The sequence below is a fragment of the Mesorhizobium sp. CO1-1-7 genome (genome assembly GCF_020164885.1).
Lineage (GTDB): Bacteria > Pseudomonadota > Alphaproteobacteria > Rhizobiales > Rhizobiaceae > Mesorhizobium > Mesorhizobium australicum.
In genome coordinates, this window is record NZ_JAIUHA010000010.1 from 1 (window position 1) to 19,829 (window position 19,829).

Sequence of the window (19,829 nt, forward strand, 5' to 3'; positions counted from 1 at the left end):
GCTGCGGCGGACGCATAGGGGGAGAACTGTTACCTATGTATCCGGTTCATTCTGTAACCCATCTATCGGCTGGACACCGGCAGGCGGATGAGGGGCAGCGCCGACATCACCAATCGCACGCGATTGCCCACTTAGACCATCCGGCTCAGCGCCTCGAGGAACGCAACGATCTCGATATCCAGCGCATCGTCGACCGGCTCCGGCTGCGACGACATCTTGGCGATCACCACTTCGGTGCTGGGATCGACATAAAGCCACTGGCCATGGATGCCGATGCCGCAATACGCGCCATTTTCGAAGCCGGTCTGATACCATTTGTTGCGGTAGCGGCCTTTCGGGAACAGCGGCAGCATGGCACCGCGCCGCCAAGCTTCCGAACTGCCGCCGGTGCTGGTGGTGTCGCGCACCCAGGCCTCGGGCACGATGCGGCGGCCATTGGCGGTGCCGCCCTGCCGCATCATCTCGCCGATGCGCGCCAGGTCACGCGGCGTCACCGAAATGCCGCCGGCGGTGCGTGCCGTGCCTTCCATGTCGACGCCGACAGAGGCCTCGCTGAGGGCGCCAAGCGGCAGCCACAGTTTCTCGCGCATGAGGTCGGTGAAGCGCTGGCTCGAGGCGCGCTCGAGCAGCAGGCCGAGCAGGTCGGAATTGGGCGAGCGGTAGCGGAAGGTCTGGCCATGCGGCTCGGCAAGCCGCTGCAGGGTCAGGATGAATTCACGCAGGCTTTCGGTGCCGCCGCCCGGATTCCACAGCGTCGCGCGGCGATAGCGGGCGAAGGCGCTTTCCGGATCGAGATAGGCCTCCTCGAAGTCGAGGCTGACGCTCATGTCGAGCACATGCCGAACACTTGCATCGCCATAGGCCGAGCCGGCTGCTTCGGGGATATAGTCCGTCACCGGCGCTTCCGGATCGAACACCCCCTCGCCTTCCAGTATGCCGGCGATGATCGCGGTCACCGATTTGCTGATCGAGAAGATGATGTGGCGCGCGCCAAACTCCATATGCGGCGCGAACCAGTCGCCAATGATCTTGCCGCCCTTCATCACCGTCAGGGCGTCGGTGCTGGAGCGCAGGAGGAATTCAGCCACCGTCTCCGGTGCATTCGCGACCGTGACCTTTTCCCCGAGCAAGCCGTCCATGTCTCGCCGAGGGGCTTCTGCGGCGCCGGGCGCTGCCGCCACACGGGCGGTCGGCACCAGTTCGCCGAGATTCTGGAACGACCACCGATTGAACGGGCTCACGCGCCAGTTGCCGAGCAACACCTCGTTGCGGCGGAATCCGTATCGAGTCTCGAACGCGGTCTTGCCGGTCATGGCGTTTCCTCCCAGTCCATTGGTCATGAAGCTCAGGCAAGCGCCGCGGCGATGGCGTGCACGGCCTTCAGCGTTGCCCTGGAATAGGCCATGTTGCTGAAATCTGGCCAGGTCGACAGCTTCACCACGACCATTCCTGTGTTCCAGTCGATGTGGATCAACTGTCCGAACACGCCACGGCACATCAGTGCCCGCGAGCTGGGATTCTCGATCCAGAACTGATTGTGGTAACTGCCTTCCGGCAGGCTTTCACTGAAGCCCGGCACGTGCTTGCCGTTTCGTGTCGCCTCGACCCACCCAGCCGGCACCACTCCGCCGCCATTGTCGAGGATCAGCTGGCCAAAGCGGCCATAGTCGCGCAACGTCGCGTTGAAGCCACCATCGGCGATCGCATAACCAGCGCTGTCGACGGTGAAGCAGGCGCTCTCCTCGGCGCCAAGTTTTTGCCAAAGTTCTTCGGAAACCAGTTGCGCCAGCCGCTTGCCGGTCACCCGTTCCATGATGAAGGCGAGCACGTCCGTCTCGATCGAGCGATATTCGAACGTGGCTCCATGCGGGCGAACCGTGTCCTTCAAGCCCAGGATCAGTTCGAACATGTGCGATGGCCAGCGGAAATCCGGATCGCTGCCCGGTGGCACCGGCTTCCAGCCGGTGGCGACATCGACCTGGCCGATGTCGGAATAGCGGTCGGTGTATTCCTCCGAAAACCGCACGCCGGTGGTCATATCAAGCACATGCTGGACGCTGGCGCCGGCCCACCCGGTCGCGCTCAGTTCCGGCAGGTAGTCCGTCACTGGCTTCGCCGGATCGATCAGGCCGCGCCCGGCCAATATGCCGAACACCGAGCCGGTGACCGACTTGGCCATCGACTGCGACAGGTGCAGCGTGCGCTCGTCCATGCCGTTGAAATAGCGCTCATAGGCTATCCTGCCGTCCTTGAGCACCAGGAAGCCGTCCGTATAGGTCTCGTCGAGCAGACCGGCGAGTGTCGAAGGCCTGCCCTCGCTGTCCTCGACCGCCAGCCCGTCGAGATCGACCTCGGCGCGTTCGAGACGGTGGCGATGGCCAGCGCCGCGCCAGACTTCCACGGTCGGCAGAATTTCCCGTATGTGCTGGAAAGCCCAGCGGTTCCAGGGCGGCCTGTCCCAGTCGAGCCTCGGCGGCAGCATGGCGGGCGGCGAGCCTTGCATGATAGGCGGCCGCGGATTGGAATTGCGGTAAGATGTCATGGAACCCTCCCCGTAAGCGCAAAGAAGGGAGGCCGAAGCCTCCCTCCCGCTGGACTTTAGACCGAACTTATTTGCGCAAATTGGTCCAGATCTTGTTGTAAATCTCCACCACATCTGGCGGACAGGGCGGAACGAATTCCGCTACCGGCGCGCCTGCCGGCGGATTGAGTTCCGGCGAATTGGCGAAATCCGGCTGCAGGAACTTGTGGCTGCCCGCAATGCCGTTGTCGTAACCGGCGAATTCCGAGATCAGCGCAGCGTTTTCCGGAGCCATGATAAAGTCCTGGAACAGCTTGGCATTGTCGAGGTTCTTGGCGCCCTTCAGCACCGCGACATTGTCCATCCAGCCCTCGATGCCCTCCTTGGGATAGGCGTATTTGATGGCCGGGATTTTCTGCCGCGAGCGATAGGTCGCGCCATTCCACTGCTCCGTCACGATCACATCGCCGGAAGTGATCTTGGTGATGGTGTCGTAGCTGAAGGTCTTCCATGACGGCTTGGCGGCCATCAGGATGTCGTTGACCTTCTTCAGATTGGCCTTGTCGGCACCGCAGCGCGGCGCGCCGGCATAACGCTCGGCCGCATGCATGACGGTGTTGACATCGTCGAGCATATTGATCTGGCCCTTCAGCTCCGCCGGCGGGTCGAAGAGGATGGCCAGCGTGTCGATGTTGCCCTTGAACTTGTCTGTGTTGACCGCGAATGCCGTGGTGCCAAACTGCCACGGCGCGGTGTAGTGACGGCCGCTGTCCCAATAGACGTCGACGAAACGCGGATCGATGTTCTTGCCGTTCGGCATCGCGTTGGGCTCTGTCTTTTCGAGCAGCCCTTCGTCGACCATAATCTTCACCGTGTAGTCGGACGGCACGACGATGTCGTAACCGGAATTGCCGGCGCGCACCTTCGACAGCATGGTTTCGTTGGAATCATAATCGTCCAGCGTAACCTTGACGTTGTACTGTTTCTCGAACTTTTCGACCAGCTTGGGATTGGTATAGTCACCCCAATTGTAGATGTGCAGCTCGCCATCGGCGAGTGCCGGCACTGCCCACATAAGCACGGCCGTCGAAACGGCCGCCATCAACTTTCTAGACATTTTTGTTCTCCTTGCCTTCCCATTGTTTGTCGTGGAGCTTTTGGTCACTTGGCGCGTCTGCGCGCGATCAGGAATGATACCGAGACGAAGAGGATCGAGACCAACAGCAGGATGGTGGAGATGGCATTGATCTCCGGCGTCATCGGCCGCCTGATCTGGTTCCAGATGTAGAGAGGTAAGGTCGTCTGGCCGGGGCCGGCGACGAGCTGCGTGATGGTGAAATCGTCGAAGGAGACGATAAAGGCGAGCGCCGCACCCGACATTATACCGGGAACAAGCAAGGGAAGTGTTATGCGCCGGAACGCATGCCAGGGCGTGGCGTAGAGATCGGCCGCGGCGGATTCGAGCGTCAGGTCCATGTCCTCGAGACGTGCCCGGATCGGCATGTAGGCGAAGGGGATGCAGAACACGGTATGGGCGAGGATCAGATTGCCGATGCCGAAATTCAGACCGAAGGCCCCGGCGATCAGGGCGAAGAAGGACAATGTCGCCACCGCGGTTATGATCTCGGGAACCATCAGCGGCAGGTTTATGACCATGAAGGCGGCCGGAAGGCCACGCCACGGCTTCACCCGGGTCATGCCGATCGCCGCCAGCGTGGCGCAGATCGTCGAAACGATCGTCGCGCTCACCGAGATGATCAGCGTGTTCTCGGCGGCGTTGTGAAATTCCTCATTGAGCAGTGCGGTGCCGTACCAAGTCAGGCCGACGCCCTCCCAATGGGTGACAAGCGAACCCGTGTTGAACGAAAAGATCATCAGGATCAGGATCGGCACGTAAAGCACGGCAACGCATATGATGGCGATCGTGCGGAACCCCGGCTGATCCTTGATTTCTACGTTGCGGGGATCAGCCATGCTGCACCTTCCCCGACGTGTTGCGAACGTAGAAGTACAGCGCCACGAGCACCGCGGCCATTAGGATAAGCGCTTGCGCGCAGCCGAGCGGCCAGTTGCGTCCCGAGCCGAATTGCTGGGCGATGAGATCCCCTATCATCAGATGGATGCCGCCACCAAGGATCAGCGGCGTGACGTAGGCGCCGAGTGCCGGGATGAAGACGAGCAGGCAGCCGGCGATGATGCCGGGCAACGACAGCGGGATGATCACGCGCCACAACACTTTGCGACGGGTAGCGTAAAGGTCATAGCCGGCCTCAACCAGCCGGAAATCCAATTTTTCCAGGCTTGAATAAAGCGGTAGGATCATGAACGGCAGAAAGGAATAGAGCAGGCCGAGTTGGATAGCGAAATTAGTATAGAGCATCGTGATCGGCTTATCGATCACACCCAACGCCATCAGCGCATTGTTGACCAGTCCTTCGTCGCGGATGATGAACATGATCGCCAGCGTACGCACCAAAAGGTTCGACCAGAACGGAATAGTGATCAAAAGCACCCACCAGTTGCGCTGCGCCGGCGGCCGCGTCGCCATGAAGTAGGCGGTTGGAAAGCCAAGCAGCAGGCAGATGACCGTCGTCACCACGGCGAACAGGAACGAGCGCAGGTAGATGATCAGGAAGTCCGGCGTGAACTGCAGCGTGTCATCGAAAATATCGCGCTGGAACAGGAAGTTCAGATAGGCGTCGGTCGAGAACTGCCATTGCACGCCGCCATAGGGCGCGGCCTGGAGAAACGAATAAACGCATATGATGATGAGCGGCAGCACGCCGAAAATGCCGATGATGATCAGCGCCGGCACGGAGAGCAGCCGGTTGCGCCGTGCCGAGGCCTTGGCGGCACCTGCTTCGAACAAGGCGGCTTTTGAGAGTGCGGTTGCCATCAGTCCCTCAACACCTGTGCGGCGTCGTTGCCAATAGCAATGCCGACCTTGTCGCCCTGCTCAAAACCGCAGCCTGCGCTGCGGGTGTTCTGCTGGCGGACCGTGAAGGCCTCGCCACTGTCGAGGCGGACCTGAATGTGCGTATCAGTGCCGAAATAGACGATGTTTTCGACCGTTCCGGAAAGATCACCCTTGGTCGTTGTCAGCTTGGCATGTTCGGGCCGCACCACCACGGTGGCGTTGTCCTTGGGCTGGAAGCCTTCCGCCACCGTGGCATTTATCATCGCCCCGGATTTGAGCGTCGCGCGGGCCTTTCCATCGCTGACGCCGGCAATGGCGGCGGTCAAGAAGTTGGTCTCGCCGATGAAGTCGGCAACGAAGCGTTCGGCCGGCTTGTCGTAGATGTCCCAAGGCGAACCCACTTGCAGGATCTTGCCCGACGACATCACGGCGATACGGTCCGACATGGTCAGCGCTTCCTCCTGGTCGTGGGTGACGAAGATGAAGGTGATCCCGGTCTCGTGCTGCAGCCGCTTCAGCTCGATCTGCATCTCCTTGCGCAGCTTGTAGTCGAGCGCGGAGAGCGGCTCGTCGAGCAGCAGCACCTTCGGCTGCGGTGCGAGCGCACGGGCCAGTGCCACACGCTGCTGCTGGCCGCCAGAGATCTGGCTGGTGCGGCGGGAAGCCAGCGCCTCCATCTTGACCAGCTTCAGCATCTGGGCGACGCGCGCCTTGATCTGATCCTTTGGCTTGCCCAGCATTTCCAGGCCGAAGCCGATGTTCTCGGCCACCGTCATGTGCGGGAACAGCGCATAGGACTGGAAGACGGTGTTGACCGGGCGCTTGAACGGCGGCAAGGGCGCGATGTCCTGGCCATAGAGCAGGATTTCGCCGGCTGTTGGAAAATCGAATCCGGCGATCAGCCGCAAAAGAGTGGTCTTGCCGCAGCCGGACGGCCCAAGCAGCGTGAAAAACTCGTTCTCGCGAATGGAGACCGAGACCTTGTCGAGGGCAGCGACCTGCCCCTCACCCGATCCGAAAATTTTGCTGACGTTTACTACTTCAATCGCATTCCGATCCGGTTTGTCCGGCACGATTACGCCTCACTGTTGACCCCGCTCTTGCTGGCGGAGCTGTTCCCCTGTTGGATGTGACCACACGCCCGGTATGTTGGCAAGCCCGGCATTGACTCACAGTTCAGTGTACTCTTGGGGTAGCAAGCCCCATGCCACAGTCAGGCTTGGTAGGTGATTTTGCCGCCACAGATGGTCGTCACCGGCCGCACCGTATGCAACGCTTCCGGGGCAGTCCTCTCGATATCGGCCGACAAAACGACCAGATCCGCCAGATAACCCGGCTTCAGCACGCCTTTGCGGTGTTCCATGAATTCGCTGTAGGCGCCCTCGACCGTATAGCCGGCAAGCGCTTCATGCAGCGAGAAACTCTGGTCCGCCAAGCCCTCTGCCCAAGGCTTTCGCATCACCGCCGCTTGGATGCCCAGGATCGGATCAACCGGCGAGACCGGCCAGTCGGAAGCGAACACGACGCGGGCGCCAGCATCCTTCAGCGTGCGCCAGGCATAGCTCAGCGGCCACCTTTCGCGACCGATGCGCGAAATCGTCGGCTCCAGCGGAAAGTTCATGGCGCCGGGCGGATGCGGCGGTTGCATCGAAGCGATGACGCCAAGTTCGGCGAACCGCGGTACATCCGTCGGGGTGATGACTTCGATATGCTCGACGCGGTGACGGCTGTCCCGCTTGCCGTTGTTCTCCCGCGCCGCCTGATAGCCGTCCAGCACCGCGCGGACTGCGCCGTCACCGATCGAATGAACGGCGATCTGCAGGCCTCTGCGGTCGGCCTCCACTGCCACCTCGGCGAAGTGCTCGGGCGTGAACAATGGCTCGCCGCGCCAGCCGGGACGGTCGGCGTAGTCGTCGACCATCACGGCAGTCCAAGAATCGAGCACACCGTCGTAAAACACCTTGACCATGCCCGAGGAGAGCCATTCGGAGTTATAGGTCGCGGCCATACCCGACGCTTTTTCAAGCATGCCCAGTGTCATGAAGTTCTTGAAATGGAACGGGATTTTTGTACGGCATATAAGCCGCCCTTCCGCCTCCAGGCCGGCAAGCAATTCAAGCTGGTAGAGGTTGCCATCCATGTTCTGGATCGACGTGATGCCATGCCTGGCGCACCATTCGAGACCGCGATGCATCAGATCGCGGTCGGCAGCCAATTCCTCGGCCGAAGGATAAGGCTCCGGCTCCATGCCAGTCAGGCCAAGCCGCGTGCGGTTCTGGCCAAAGAATTCCAGAATCGGACCAAATGCCTCACCTTCGCGCAATTCGCCCGAGGCCAGTCCGTCGGCGCCCATGACGATTTCGTTGCCCGGCCCCAATTGGCGGCCATGCAGAAGCCCTGCCTGCTCCATCGCCTTGGTGTTCGCCCACATCGTGTGATGGTCGGAAGCCGACATGGCGAAGGGGCGGTCGGGAATGATGCGGTCGAGATGATGCCGCGTAACCGGCTCGGGAAGGACCGCATAGTCGACGCCGGCGCCGATCAGAAGCTTGGCATTGGGCCGCGCCGCGGCAAAGAGCTGGATAGCATCGCGCAAGGCATCGAAGCCATGCACGCCAGCTAGGTGCAGATTGTCGAGTTCAGCCGCGCCGCCGAACAGATGCATATGGGCCTCGATGAAACCCGGGATCACCGAACCGCCCTCGGCGTCGATGACCTTTGTACCCGTTCCCCTGAACTCTTCGATTGCAGCACGGCTGCCAATGGCGATGATGGCGCCGTCCTTGACGGCAACGGCCTCGGCGGCGGGATTGTCACCGTCCATGGTCAGCACACGACCGTTGATGACAATCAGATCCGCATTGTGACCCGCACCCGTAACAGACATCGCGACTCCGCGCTTTTGACGACTGACTTTAGACCCGACAACCCCGTGCCCAACGACCCACTCCACAGGAGCGGCGCCATGGGACAAAAATAGATGCCAGTACGCTGTCTTCGAAATTTCCCTTGTTATCCCAAGAGACAGTGTGGATAAAGAATGCGACTGATTATTCGCGTTTGTCAACATGCCGGATTTAGAATGTATTGTGGACAGCACGCCCCGCTTGTGTTGGGACCAGGCGGGGAACGAGGGCATCAAGCAGTGAAGCGCAGTCTCGACCGCAAAACCAGGATAGCGCTCGAGCCGCGCAAGCAGCCGCGGCAACAACGGTCCAGCAAGGTGGTCGACAGGATTCTCGACGCGGCGCTGATCCTGACGCGTGAGCAAGGAACCAGGACACCGACGACGCTCGCCATCGCGCAGCGCGCGGGCCTGTCGGTCGGTTCGGTCTACCAGTACTTTCCCAACAAGGAAGCCATTCTTCTGGATCTCGCCCGACGCTGGCTGTCATCCTTTCCCGAGGTGATCGCGAGGCGCATCAAGGTCGCCCCGCCCACCAACCGCGAAGAATTTCGGCGGGAAGTGCGCAAGCTGTTCATCGACACGTCCAAGCTCTACCTCGAAAACGCCACCCTGATGCCGGTGATCGAGGCCATTTCAGGCAATGCCGACCTGCGGCCGATCCAGAACGAATATGACGACCAGATCATCGCCCTCTATGCTGCATGGCTGCAGCATGTGAACCCCGCACTCGAAGGCAAGATCGCCAGCCGGCTCGGCGTGGTGATGATGGAGGTCGGGCACGTCTGTCGGCTCGTTGGGCTGAAGAAGGACCGCAGGACGTTCGACCTCATCGAGGACGATGTGGAAACCATGTGGCTCGCCTTGGTGAGCCCCTACCTCAACCTTGACTGACCGATTTCAATGCAATTCCGGACGGAAAACCGCTTCGCACTTCGAGAGGAAATTCATGAAGACTGTCTATTCGCCACTTCACGCCGGTCATGCCGGGCAGATGGAACTGGTCACCTCAGCCATCGTGCCCGGCTTCGAAAAGCCCTCGCGGGCGGAGTTCATCAAGGCGCGGGTCGAAAGCGAGAAGCTCGGACCGATCATCGCGCCGGTCGAGCACGACCTTGCCGCCGCCAAGCGCGTCCACCGGGCCGACTACATCGACTTCCTGCCGACCGTCTGGCCGCAATGGATCGCCGAGGGCCATGCGGGCACCGCGATGCCCTTCACCTGGCCGACGCGCGGACTGCGCGGCGACGTGCCGCCCAAGCGCATCGACGCCCTGCTCGGCTATTATTCCTTCGACGGCGGCGCCACCTTCGTCGAGGGCACCTGGGCCGCGATCAAATCGTCCTTTGACGTCGCGCTGACCGCCGCCGGCCTGGTCAAGGACGGCGAGAGGTCGGCCTTCGCGCTCTGCCGTCCGCCCGGCCACCATGCCGGGGCCGGCTTCATGGGCGGCTATTGCTACATCAACAACGCGGCCGTCGCCGCGCAATGGTTCCGCGACCAGGGCGCCCAGCGTATCTCGATCCTCGATGTCGACTATCACCACGGCAACGGCACGCAGGAGATCTTCTATGACCGCGCCGACGTACAGGTTCTCAACCTGCACGGTGATCCGATGGTCGAGTACCCGTTCTTCCTCGGCCATGCCGATGAGCGTGGCGCGGGGGCCGGCGAAGGCTTCAACATCAACTACCCCATGCCCTTCGGCACCGGCTGGGATGCCTGGAACGTGTCGCTGGAGGATGCCTGCGCCAGGCTCGCCGCCTACGCTCCCGACATCGTCGTCGTCTCGCTCGGCGTCGACACTTTCGAAAAGGACCCGATCAGCCAGTTCAAGCTGAAAAGCCTGGATTATCCGAAGATCGGCCAGCGCATCGCCAAGCTCGGCCTGCCGACGCTGTTCGTCCAGGAAGGCGGCTATGCCGTCGAGGAGATCGGCATCAATGCCGTCGGCGTGCTGACTGGGTTCGAGGATCGGTAGAGCGGTCGTCCAGCAAGCGCAGCGTCTGCGGGGAGGACGGACAAAGGAAGGGTGGCGGCAGCCGCTCCTTCTTTGCACCCAGAGGCGCCGCGTAAGCCCATCGTAAAAATCATGGCCGGCCTGCGCGGCTCGATTTCCGTGCCCAGGAAATGCAAAGAAATTGGCCGCTGAGTCGCAGGCCGAGTCCACCGGATTCGATTTTGTCAAATCGCGTTTGATGTCGGATTCATCTGCGGGTAGATTAGACCCGAATCAGCCGGTCCTCGGGGGGCGCGGCGACCACCCAAAGTCTCACGTTCCGGAATTTTTCCGGCGCTAGACGCGGATGTCTCGCGTTCCCTGAATGGATTCCGTCTGGTTGGGCGCGGCCCCGCGCCTCGTGTGTGTCTCGTAAAAGTAACGCGTTTTCGGGTTCGGCAGCTGGTACTCCAGCAGCCGGGCATCAGAATTGATTCCGACCAAAAAGCAGCAGATGAGCAGTCCCGCCGCGCCTCTTCAATCCGACACATTGGGCTCGCGCCTGACGTCGCGCGGTGATCTCACCTCCTTCTTCATGGAGCTGACCGCCGAGATCGGCGCCGACAGCTACATGCTGGTCGCCATTGTCCATGACCAGGACCGCAACGATGCACGTATCGTGTCTTCGAACTGGATCTTCGACGCCATCGAGTTGATCGGCAAGCGGCTGATCGCCGGCCTTGCACAAGGCCCGCTCACCGCCGCACCCGGTATCCGTCCGACGCCGCTGGTGGCGGCCCAGGCGCCGGATGCCGGCGGGCTGGTCTCGGGCGAAGAGGCTCGGCTCCTCGACGTGCTCGGCCATGCCGAGGTCTATTCACTGCGGCTGAATGTCGGCCGTCAGCGCCTGTTCGCGTTGTTCTCGGCGGCCGCCGCCGGCCGGATCGACCAGCCGGCGCTGATGAAGGCGCAGCTGAAATGCTGCTACGCGCTTTCGCACATCCCGCAGTTGATCGCCGCCGCGGCGATGCAGGATCCGCTGTCGGACCGCGAGCGCGAATGCTTGTTCTGGGTCTCGGAAGGCAAGACCACCGACGAGGTGGCGGTGATCCTTGGCGTCTCCTCCAACACCGTCAACAGCTACATCACCCACGCCATCCAGAAATTCGCGGCCTCGAACCGTGCGATGGCCATCGCCACGGCGATCAGGAGTGGCATCATTTGAAACACGCCGACATCAAGGAGGCCGCGGAGGCCCTTTTCAACGAGCAGCGCAGCCCGTTCGGTGCCTTCTCGCTGGGATCCGACACACATCACGCCGTCACCATTCCCGATGCGGTGCGCCGCTGCCGCTGGATCTCAGTCGACATCAACGCCTCGGCCTTCGGCCTGTACTTCGTCAGCCCGTCGCCGGAGCGCGCGCGGCTGGTCCCGTGCTTTGATTCAGATTATCCAGGCGTCGCGGTGGCCACCAAGTTCATTTCAGGCGCCAATGGCGAGGACATCGTTCGCCATAGCCGGATTTCGACCGAGCCGCGCTGGTGGACGGGTGATGGCGTGGCGGCCATGGCCGACATGTTCGGCAATCTCGCCTGGACCGGACAGATGGCGCCGCTGACACCCGGGTCGAGCGGCATTGCCTTCCCCGTCCATGCCGATCGCGGTCAATGCGGTCTTGTCGTCTTCCTGGGATCGGAGATCGCGCTGGCGCAGGATGCGCTCTACGAAATTCACGCTCGCTGCTTCTCGCTGTTCGCCGCCGTCGCGCGGATGCGTCCGGGAGACGTCGGCAGAATGCGCTCGATCTCCAAGCGCGAGCTTGAATGCCTGAAGCTGACCGCCAACGGCAACACCAGCGAGGAGATCGCGCGGCTCCTGAAACTGTCGGTGCACACCGCCAACCAGTACCTCACCCAGTCGACCCAAAAGCTCAATGCGGTCAACCGCAACCAAGCGGTCGCCAAGGCGTTACGGCTGGGGCTTATCGAGTAGCCGCTCTCGGCTGAAGGAAGCGCTTTAGAACGCCAGCGGTTCGACCTTGCGAATGCGGGCCTGTTCGATCACCGCCTCCAGCAGCGCCGTGTTGTGCCCGGGGTCTTCGCCCGGCTTTTCAAACGACACGTAATTGACCAGGACCGTGCTGCCGGTCTCGCTCAGCGTCAGCTGGAAATAGACGGTCACGCCGGGCGGCCTGAGTTCCAGATCGAGCACGATGCGCGGGCTGCCGCTCCAGTCGACATGTGCCTCGCCGCCATGACCGAGCCTAAGCGTACCCGGCATGAAGAACAGCTCCGCCGCTGAATCGACCAGATCCGACAGGCAGGCGAAATGCTCCAGCCGGATGAAGGCGATATAGTCGGCGACGTCGATCAGCCTGAGTTCCACCACCACCTGTTCGATGGCGCTGGCGACGATGATCTCGCGGGATTTTGCGTGCGGTTGCCGGTTCATGAAATCTGTCTGCGCTCAGCCTTTTTCGAGTAGACGATCCGCACCAGTTCGGCGACGGCCTGGTAGAATTGTGATGGGATCACATTATCGACCGAAACTTGCTTGTACATGGAGCGGGCGAGCGCCACGTCCTCGAAGATCGGGATGTTATGCTCCTTGGCGATTTCGCGGATTTTCAGCGCCACCAGATCCTGCCCTTTCGCTACGACCAGCGGCGCCGAATCTTCGTCGCGCACATATTTCAGCGCAATCGAGAAATGGGTCGGATTGGCGATAACGAGCGTCGCGCGCGGCACCGCGGTCATCATCCGCTTACGCGCCCGGTCGCGCGCCAACGAGCGCAGGCGCGACTTGACGATCGGGTCGCCTTCGGACTGCTTGAACTCGTCCTTGACCTCCTGCTTGCTCATGCGCAGGTCCTGCTTCCAGTGAAAGCGCGACCAGACGATGTCGATCGCCGCGATCAGTCCCATGACGAAGACGATCGCCACCAGTATGTCGACGGCGATGCCACGGATGACGAGGCCGAAAGCGACGGGATTGGTGATCATCCCGGCAAGCAGCTTGCGGTGGTCCTCCGACAGGGTGAAGGTGAGCACGGTGATGGCGAAACCGACCTTTGCGAGCGATTTCAAAAACTCGACCCACCCCTGGGCGCCGAACATCCGGTTCCAGCCCTTGGCGATCGATATGCGCGACATCTGCGGCCTGATCCGCTCGCCGACGAATTGCGGCATGTTCTGCAGCACCGAGGCGCCGATGCCGGCAACCGTCAGCAGCACCAGCAGGCTCACGACGGCGCGACCCACTTCGAACAAGACCTGCTTGTAAAGCGCGATGACATCGGTCTCGGTGTCCATCGGCCAGGCCTCGGGCTTCTCCAGGAACATCGACAGGAACGTGCTGAGATCGACGACGGCGTCCTTGGCATAGAAGACTGTGAACACCAGTATGGCGACGAACGAGGCGAGGAGCGCCGTTTCCCTCGAATGGGGCAGCTTGCCCTGTTCGATGGTATCGCGGATCTTCTTTTCCGTCGCCTCTTCGGTTTTCGAGTCCTTGTCGGTGGCGTCGGACATGCCTTAGGCGGCGTTCTGCGTCGAGGGAAGTTCGAAGGCCCCTTCGCGCGACAGGCGGATGGTGGTCGTCACGATCGTCTTGCGCGCGGCCATGATGTCGGCGGCCGGGACACCCTCCGAGCCTTGCCCGAGTTCGGCCTCGATCATGCGTCGCGAGCGCGCGCCGATCGCCGACAGCACCGCCTCGGCCAGTGCGGCCGACGTGCCGCGCAGCGCCAGCGTGACAAGCTCGGTCGACAGCCCGTCGAACAAAAGCACGCGCGCCTTCTGGGTGAGCAGCGGCAGGTCGTCGAAAGCGAACAGCCGGGCACGGACACCGTCGAGGTCGGGCGTGCCGGCGGCTTCGAGATCCTGCATGACCTCCTCAAGCAGGGGCTTTTCCAGCTCGTTGAGCACGCTGGCGACGCGCGCCTGCCCGGCCGAAGTGTCCTTGGTGGAGGTGTCCGACAGCACGCTGGAGCGCAGCCGGTTCTCGACGATCCTGGTGGCGGCGGCCGGAACGTTGGCCATCGTCACCATGCGCTTGATGATCTCGCCGCGCATCGGCTTCGTCAGTGTCAAAAGCACACTCGCCGCCGCCTGCGGCGCCAGTTTCGACAGCACCATGGCCGCCGTCTGCGGGTGTTCGCCCGCCAGGAAGGCGCCCAGCCGCGAGGGTTCGAGCTTTTCGAGATCGGGCCAGATCGGCGGCGGCCCTTCAGGCGCGACCTCGAATTTCTTGTCACCCATGATGGCACTCATCTCTTCGGGCGAGAGAGACTCGTTGAGAATGGTGTCCATCCTGTCGGCGGAATCGAGCAGGCCGGCGCCCTCGGTGAACTCGGCCTCGAATTCGGCGACGATGCGCTCGAGATCGCTCTGGGGAATGGTCCTGAGCAGCCGCGCGCCCTCGATCAGCGCCTTCAGCTCTTCCTGCTTGAAGAATTTCAACAGGCGGCTGGCGGACGGTTTGCCCATCGCCACCAATATGGCGGCCGCCTTCTGCGCGCGCGTCAGGGTCGTCAGCGGCGTCGTCATGCCTTTCGCCTCCGCTGCCACCGGCGAGCTCCGCGATCCACGTCTAGGCGCCCTTCGTGCCGGCGATGATTTCGGTCAGCCTGATGCCAAAGCGCGAAGGGTCGCTTTCGAGCACGGTGATCTCGCCGCGCGCGATCTTGCGGCCGTTCACCACGACATCGACCGGCTCGCCGATGCGGCGATTGAGCGCGACCGTCGACCCCTTCTGCAGCGCCATCAGATCGGCAACCGCCATCTCGGTGCTGCCGAGGATGATCTGGACATCGACGGGGATGTTCATGATGACGCTTGAATTGGCCCCCGCGGCAGCCCGGAACGCCGCATCGGGGCGCTGCTCTTCTTCGTGCAGGACCCCCCGCAATTCCTCGATGGCGCGATCGAGCTGCTCGTCCGGCTGGTCGAGCTCTGCTTCTACCTTGGTCTTGGCCATGCGTCGTCTCCAAAAGCTCAGGCGCGCCCGGCACCAGCCGGCATGAGCCCATCGATGAAATCCTGCCCGGCATCGAAAGGATGCCTGATTCGGACGGTGTAATTCTGCCCCAGTTTGCCGAACTCGCATACGAACAGCGTCTGGCCGCGCGCGCCGAGGCGAGCCCGCGATTGCGCCGTTTCTTCGAAGTCGATGACCTGGCCCACTTCGAGGTTGGCGAGGTCGCCCAGCGTCAGCCGCGCCAGCGGCATGGTGGCCTCGAGCGCTACGGTCGAGCGCATCACCTCTTCCGAAAAGCGTGCCCGCCAACTGGTGCCATGATCGTCCTCGTTGATGCTGGCCGTGGCATCGCGGCCCGCCAGCACGATGCGCTGCGGCATCGTCACGGTGATCGAGCCGCTGTCGACCGGCGTCGAGATGCCAAGGACGATGCGGATCGCGGCACCGTCGCGCAACACGTGCCGCCTGGCCTCGATCCCCGACATGGCGCGCGGTGCGGGCAGCCGAAGTTCGAGCGAGCGCCGCCCCGATCCGTTCAGCGCCTGCGCTACTTCCTGGAGCACCATGGTCGAGACATCGGCCTCGATCGACGACAGCTCGCGCTCGATCGGCGACACCGGCATATCCGGGTCGCCGCCGAACAGGGTGGAGACCATGATCGCGATTGCGGGAGCATCCATGACGAGTGTCATCGCGTCCGAGGACGCCGGCGAGCCGACGACGGTCATCGCGAAATTGTCGCCGGCGCGCGAGCGCGCCTCCGGGACGCGGCTGACCTCGACGGCCTTGAGGTCGACAATTACGGGAATGCCGAGCTCGCCCGAGAGTCCCTTCTGCAGCAGCGGCACGGCGCGTTCGGCCATGGCACGGCCGGCGTCGACGACCTGATCGGTCTCGCCGCTGTCGCCGACCAGACGCTCGATGATCAACGAACGCGCCTGCGAGGGGCTGCCCGGACTCGTCATGACCGTTTTGGCACCGATCTGTCGCGCATCGCTCAGGCGGCCTTCTTCTCGGCGCTGCCGGTGTTCATGGTGCTCTGCTCGACCGCGTCGATGGTCGGCCGTTCATAGGAGGAGATGGTCTTGCGGCCGAACTCGATCGCCACCTGCGGCAGCGCACCGTTCATGTAGGCGAGCAGCGTCTGCTTGACGATGATGTAGAGGCGGTTCTTCTTCTCGCGCACCGTCTTGATCTTGGTGGCGACAGGTCCGACCACCGCATAGGACAGGAAGATGCCGAGAAAGGTGCCGACCAGCGCCGCGCCGATCAGGCCGCCGAGGATTTCCGGCGACTGGTCAAGCGCCCCCATCGCCTTGACCACGCCGAGCACGGCGGCGACGATGCCGAGCGCCGGCAGGCCGTCGCCGACCGCGACCAGTGCGTGATAGGCCTTCATCTTGTCGGATTTGATGGTCTGGATTTCCTCGTCCATCAGCGCCTCGATCTCGTGTGAGCGGGCATTGCCGATGATGATGATGCGGCAGTAGTCGCAGATGAAATTCATCAAATCGTGGTTCTTGAGCACGGTCGGAAAGGCCTGGAAGATCGCCGACTCCTCCGGATTGTCGATATGCGCCTCGACCTCGCTGCGCGACTTGGAGCGCAACTCGCGCATCAGGCTGTGCAGCACGCCGAGCGTTTCCAGATAGTCCTGCTCCTTCGGCACCGCCTGCTTGAAGGCTTCCAGAATGCCCTTGCCGGTATCCTTGACAGTCTTCATCGGATTGGCGACCAGGAAGGTGCCGAGTGCGGCGCCGCAGATGACCACGGCTTCCCATGGCTGCACCAGCACGTGCAGATGCCCGCCCATGGCCATGAAGCCGCCAAGGACGCAGCCAAGCGTCACCACAAGTCCAATCAGAATGCCCACGACCGGTCCTTCCGCATTTCACGTCGGACAAGGGATAGTCCCCGTGCCTTGTGTGAGGCTTGAATCCGAGCCGCCATGGCACGAAAGTTGGCGATTCAGTTTCGCGCAAGGAAGTGAGCTTATTGTGCTGGCATAGCTTCGGCCGGAGGCGCGTCCTTGCTCAGTACCTATACCAGCTACCAGTTGATCACCAAAGACATCAACAAGTCGATCGACCGCATCGAGCAACAGCCGACAGTCGACCGCGATACCCAATATTATCTCGCCAACATCACCAAGGTGAAATCGATCGACGATTTCGTCAAAAATGACCGGCTGTTCAAATACGCCATGAAGGCCTACGGCCTTGAGAACATGGACTACGCCAAGGCCTTCATGGTGAAGGCGCTCAAGGAAGGCGTCTCCGATCCCAACAGTTTTGCCAACAAACTGACCGACAAGCGCTACGCCGCGTTCGTCAGCGCCTTCAATTTCGCCGCCAACGGCCCCAATGCGACGATCTACAACAAGGCGCAGCAACTGGTGACCAGCAACTATGCGCTGCAAGTCCAGATCGGCGCCTCGCAGGCAGGACTCTCCTACTACCAGAGTGAAACCGCCTACTACGTCACCAACATCTCCAAGGTGAAGTCGATCGACGACCTGATGGGCAACAGCCGCCTGCTGACATACGCGATGGCCGCATTCGGCCTCGATGCCGAGACCGAACCGGCGGCAACCGTCAGGGCCATGCTCGAAGGTGGCGTCAGCGACCCCAACAGCCCCGCCAACAAACTGACCGACAAGAGCTACGCCAACTTTGTCTCGGCCTTCGACTTCGCCCAGTATGGCGATCAGACAACCACGCGCGATGCTGCCCAGCAGGCGGTGCCGAAAGGCTATGTGGCCGGAACCGGACTGAAATTGGTCGAGCCGAGCCCCCAGTATATCAAGGGCGAGGCGGACTATTACGCGGCAAACATCTCCAAGGTGAAGTCGATCGACGATCTCATGGCGGACAGGCGCCTGCTCACCTTCGCGATGGCTTCCTACGGACTGGATGCGTCGACCGAAAAGCCGCTGCAGATCAGCACGATGCTGGCGGGCGGCGTCAGCGATCCCAACAGCCCGGCAAACAAGCTGACGGACAAACGCTACGCCAACTTCGTCACGGCGTTCAACTTTGCCCAATATGGCGATCAGACAACGTCGCGCGACGAGGTGCTGAAAGACACGCCGAAGATCTACACCACGGGGTCGGCGCTTGGCCTGATCCCGCCGAACGCGGACTCCATAAAATCGGAGACCGCATACTACCTTGCCAACGTCACGAACGTGAAATCCATCGACGACCTGATGGCCAACAGCCGGTTGTACAACTATGCGCTCTCGGCTTACGGACTCGATCCGGCGACGGAAAGCAAGGATCTCATCCGCAGCGTGCTGACCGGGGGCATTCGCGACGCCGACAGCGTCGCCAACAAGATGACGAACAAGGCTTATGCCGGGCTCGCCGCCGCTTTCAACTTCGAGCAGTACGGTGAAGCAGCCACCACCATCAATCCGGCGCAGCAGCCGACCGTCGACAACTACATGCGCCAGACTCTCGAGGAGGACGCCGGCAAGACCAATGAGGGCGTGCGGCTGGCGCTCTATTTCGACCGCAAAGCATCAACCATCACCAGCTGGTACGACGTGCTGGCCGACACGGCGCTTGCCAGCGTGGTGCGCACCGCGCTGGGGCTGCCCGATTCTTTCGCCACCGCCGACATCGACAAGCAGGCGCAATTGTTCGGGCAGAAGCTCGACATCTCGGATTTCACCGACCCGGTGAAACTGAACAAGTTCCTGACCCGCTTCACCAGCATGTACGAGATCAACAATCCGACCTCGACGGCGGTGACGTCGGTCAGCGTGCTCTTTGCCAAACCGGTCACATCGGGCATCTCCACCGACCTGATGATGGCCATGCAGAAACTGAAGTTCTGATCATGCGAGACAGTCTCTACGTTGCCCTCTCCGCGCAGATAGCCCTCGAGCGCCGGCTCGACACGATCGCCGACAACGTCGCCAACGCCAGCACCGTCGGCTTTCGCGCCACCGGCGTGAAGTTCGAGGACGTGGTGTCTGGCGCAGGGCAGAAGTCGGTTTCGTTCGCCTCCTCCGGCAAGACCTTTCTGTCGGGGGCACACGGCGCCATGACGGAGACCGGCAACCCGTTCGATTTCGCCATCCAGGGCGACGCCTGGTTCGCCATCGACACGCCAGTTGGCACCGTCATGACCCGCGACGGCCGTTTCTCGATGAACGAGAATGGCGAGCTGATGTCGGTCGAGGGCCATCCGGTGCTCGACGCCGGCGGGGCGCCGATCCAGCTCGATCCCCGCAACGGTCCGCCCAAGGCCGGCGCCGACGGCTCGCTGCGCCAGAACGAACAGCTCGTCGGCTCCATCGGCCTCTACAATTTCGACCCGGGCGAGAATTTCGTGCGCTACGGCAATTCCGGCATTGTGCCGGCACGCACGCCCGAACCGGTCACCGACCGCTCCGACATCGGCGTCGCCCAGGGTTTCCTCGAGGAATCCAACGTCAATCCCGTGCTGGAAATGACCCGGCTAATCATGGTCCAGCGCGCCTTCGAGAACACTGCCGCGCTGATGCGGCAGACCGATTCCTCCGCCGAGGAGGCGATAAAGACGCTCGGCTCGAAGTCGTAGC

The 19,829-nt window shown here is 62.2% G+C and carries 19 protein-coding genes; 6 read left to right on the forward strand and 13 right to left on the reverse strand.

Going from position 1 to position 19,829, the window contains the following annotated elements:
- Positions 1–131: 131 nt before the first annotated feature.
- From LB516_RS21595 to LB516_RS21625, 7 genes are all read right to left on the reverse strand, one after another.
- Positions 132–1,313, reverse strand: a complete 1,182-nt coding sequence (locus LB516_RS21595) for a serine hydrolase domain-containing protein (protein WP_224720336.1) — start codon at positions 1,311–1,313, stop codon at positions 132–134.
- Positions 1,314–1,345: 32 nt separating this feature from the next.
- Positions 1,346–2,542 carry a serine hydrolase domain-containing protein gene (locus tag LB516_RS21600; protein WP_224720337.1) on the reverse strand — a complete coding sequence of 399 codons (1,197 nt, stop codon included), beginning with the start codon at positions 2,540–2,542 and terminating at the stop codon, positions 1,346–1,348.
- Positions 2,543–2,609: 67 nt separating this feature from the next.
- The gene (locus LB516_RS21605) at positions 2,610–3,638 is read right to left on the reverse strand and encodes an extracellular solute-binding protein (protein ID WP_224720338.1); all 1,029 of its coding nucleotides are present in this window, start codon (positions 3,636–3,638) and stop codon (positions 2,610–2,612) included.
- Between the two features lie 44 nt (positions 3,639–3,682).
- Complete coding sequence (locus LB516_RS21610; RefSeq protein WP_224720339.1) at positions 3,683–4,495, reverse strand: ABC transporter permease; 813 nt, start codon at positions 4,493–4,495, stop codon at positions 3,683–3,685.
- The gene (locus LB516_RS21615) at positions 4,488–5,417 is read right to left on the reverse strand and encodes an ABC transporter permease (RefSeq protein WP_224720340.1); all 930 of its coding nucleotides are present in this window, start codon (positions 5,415–5,417) and stop codon (positions 4,488–4,490) included. The genes LB516_RS21610 and LB516_RS21615 overlap by 8 nt, the downstream gene beginning before the upstream one ends.
- A complete protein-coding gene (locus LB516_RS21620) occupies positions 5,417–6,511 on the reverse strand; it encodes an ABC transporter ATP-binding protein (protein ID WP_224641060.1) in 1,095 nt (364 codons plus the stop codon). Before LB516_RS21620 ends, LB516_RS21615 begins: the two co-directional genes overlap by 1 nt.
- A 140-nt stretch (positions 6,512–6,651) precedes the next feature.
- Complete coding sequence (locus LB516_RS21625; protein ID WP_224720341.1) at positions 6,652–8,325, reverse strand: amidohydrolase; 1,674 nt, start codon at positions 8,323–8,325, stop codon at positions 6,652–6,654.
- A 258-nt stretch (positions 8,326–8,583) separates the two neighbouring features.
- Here LB516_RS21625 and LB516_RS21630 point away from each other — a divergent pair, with 258 nt between their 5' ends.
- From LB516_RS21630 to LB516_RS21645, 4 genes are all read left to right on the forward strand, one after another.
- Positions 8,584–9,237 (forward strand): TetR/AcrR family transcriptional regulator, encoded by a 654-nt coding sequence (locus LB516_RS21630; protein WP_224720342.1) that lies wholly within the window; start codon positions 8,584–8,586, stop codon positions 9,235–9,237.
- A gap of 55 nt (positions 9,238–9,292) precedes the next feature.
- Positions 9,293–10,324 (forward strand): histone deacetylase family protein, encoded by a 1,032-nt coding sequence (locus LB516_RS21635; RefSeq protein ID WP_224720343.1) that lies wholly within the window; start codon positions 9,293–9,295, stop codon positions 10,322–10,324.
- 472 nt (positions 10,325–10,796) lie between these two features.
- The gene (locus LB516_RS21640) at positions 10,797–11,507 is read left to right on the forward strand and encodes a helix-turn-helix transcriptional regulator (protein WP_041163672.1); all 711 of its coding nucleotides are present in this window, start codon (positions 10,797–10,799) and stop codon (positions 11,505–11,507) included.
- Positions 11,504–12,274 carry a helix-turn-helix transcriptional regulator gene (locus LB516_RS21645; RefSeq protein WP_224720344.1) on the forward strand — a complete coding sequence of 257 codons (771 nt, stop codon included), beginning with the start codon at positions 11,504–11,506 and terminating at the stop codon, positions 12,272–12,274. Before LB516_RS21640 ends, LB516_RS21645 begins: the two co-directional genes overlap by 4 nt.
- A 24-nt stretch (positions 12,275–12,298) precedes the next feature.
- Here the strand turns inward: LB516_RS21645 and LB516_RS21650 are convergent, their stop codons facing one another.
- The 6 genes from LB516_RS21650 to motA are packed head-to-tail and all read right to left on the reverse strand — an operon-like array spanning position 12,299 to position 17,132.
- Positions 12,299–12,733 (reverse strand): hypothetical protein, encoded by a 435-nt coding sequence (locus LB516_RS21650; RefSeq protein WP_015315925.1) that lies wholly within the window; start codon positions 12,731–12,733, stop codon positions 12,299–12,301.
- Entirely contained in the window at positions 12,730–13,812 is a 1,083-nt protein-coding gene (gene flhB, locus LB516_RS21655) for a flagellar biosynthesis protein FlhB (protein WP_140713476.1), read from the reverse strand. Before flhB ends, LB516_RS21650 begins: the two co-directional genes overlap by 4 nt.
- Before the next feature lie 3 nt (positions 13,813–13,815).
- On the reverse strand, positions 13,816–14,829 hold the full coding sequence (locus LB516_RS21660; RefSeq protein WP_015315923.1) for a flagellar motor switch protein FliG: 1,014 nt from the start codon (positions 14,827–14,829) through the stop codon (positions 13,816–13,818).
- A gap of 43 nt (positions 14,830–14,872) precedes the next feature.
- Positions 14,873–15,259, reverse strand: coding sequence for a flagellar motor switch protein FliN (gene fliN / locus LB516_RS21665; RefSeq protein WP_015315922.1), 387 nt, complete (start codon positions 15,257–15,259; stop codon positions 14,873–14,875).
- A 17-nt stretch (positions 15,260–15,276) separates the two neighbouring features.
- Positions 15,277–16,224 (reverse strand): FliM/FliN family flagellar motor switch protein, encoded by a 948-nt coding sequence (locus LB516_RS21670; protein ID WP_224596450.1) that lies wholly within the window; start codon positions 16,222–16,224, stop codon positions 15,277–15,279.
- Between the two features lie 32 nt (positions 16,225–16,256).
- A complete protein-coding gene (motA, locus tag LB516_RS21675) occupies positions 16,257–17,132 on the reverse strand; it encodes a flagellar motor stator protein MotA (RefSeq protein ID WP_015315920.1) in 876 nt (291 codons plus the stop codon).
- 156 nt (positions 17,133–17,288) lie between these two features.
- Between motA and LB516_RS21680 the strand changes: the two genes are divergently transcribed.
- Together LB516_RS21680 and flgF are read left to right on the forward strand one after the other, a co-directional pair.
- Positions 17,289–19,100 carry a DUF1217 domain-containing protein gene (locus LB516_RS21680; RefSeq protein WP_224720345.1) on the forward strand — a complete coding sequence of 604 codons (1,812 nt, stop codon included), beginning with the start codon at positions 17,289–17,291 and terminating at the stop codon, positions 19,098–19,100.
- Positions 19,101–19,102: 2 nt separating this feature from the next.
- A complete protein-coding gene (flgF, locus tag LB516_RS21685) occupies positions 19,103–19,828 on the forward strand; it encodes a flagellar basal-body rod protein FlgF (protein WP_015315918.1) in 726 nt (241 codons plus the stop codon).
- The last annotated feature ends 1 nt before the right edge of the window (position 19,829 follow it).

Excerpts from the sequence above, each read along its gene's own strand:
- LB516_RS21595 (WP_224720336.1), bottom strand. The coding sequence starts at position 1,313 with ATGACCGGCAAGACCGCGTTCGAGACTCGATACGGATTCCGCCGCAAC.
- LB516_RS21600 (WP_224720337.1), bottom strand. The coding sequence starts at position 2,542 with ATGACATCTTACCGCAATTCCAATCCGCGGCCGCCTATCATGCAAGGC.
- LB516_RS21605 (WP_224720338.1), bottom strand. The coding sequence starts at position 3,638 with ATGTCTAGAAAGTTGATGGCGGCCGTTTCGACGGCCGTGCTTATGTGG.
- LB516_RS21610 (WP_224720339.1), bottom strand. The coding sequence starts at position 4,495 with ATGGCTGATCCCCGCAACGTAGAAATCAAGGATCAGCCGGGGTTCCGC.
- LB516_RS21615 (WP_224720340.1), bottom strand. The coding sequence starts at position 5,417 with ATGGCAACCGCACTCTCAAAAGCCGCCTTGTTCGAAGCAGGTGCCGCC.
- LB516_RS21625 (WP_224720341.1), bottom strand. The coding sequence starts at position 8,325 with ATGTCTGTTACGGGTGCGGGTCACAATGCGGATCTGATTGTCATCAAC.
- LB516_RS21635 (WP_224720343.1), top strand. The coding sequence starts at position 9,293 with ATGAAGACTGTCTATTCGCCACTTCACGCCGGTCATGCCGGGCAGATG.
- LB516_RS21640 (WP_041163672.1), top strand. The coding sequence starts at position 10,797 with ATGAGCAGTCCCGCCGCGCCTCTTCAATCCGACACATTGGGCTCGCGC.
- LB516_RS21650 (WP_015315925.1), bottom strand. The coding sequence starts at position 12,733 with ATGAACCGGCAACCGCACGCAAAATCCCGCGAGATCATCGTCGCCAGC.
- flhB (WP_140713476.1), bottom strand. The coding sequence starts at position 13,812 with ATGTCCGACGCCACCGACAAGGACTCGAAAACCGAAGAGGCGACGGAA.
- LB516_RS21660 (WP_015315923.1), bottom strand. The coding sequence starts at position 14,829 with ATGACGACGCCGCTGACGACCCTGACGCGCGCGCAGAAGGCGGCCGCC.
- fliN (WP_015315922.1), bottom strand. The coding sequence starts at position 15,259 with ATGGCCAAGACCAAGGTAGAAGCAGAGCTCGACCAGCCGGACGAGCAG.
- LB516_RS21670 (WP_224596450.1), bottom strand. The coding sequence starts at position 16,224 with ATGACGAGTCCGGGCAGCCCCTCGCAGGCGCGTTCGTTGATCATCGAG.
- flgF (WP_015315918.1), top strand. The coding sequence starts at position 19,103 with ATGCGAGACAGTCTCTACGTTGCCCTCTCCGCGCAGATAGCCCTCGAG.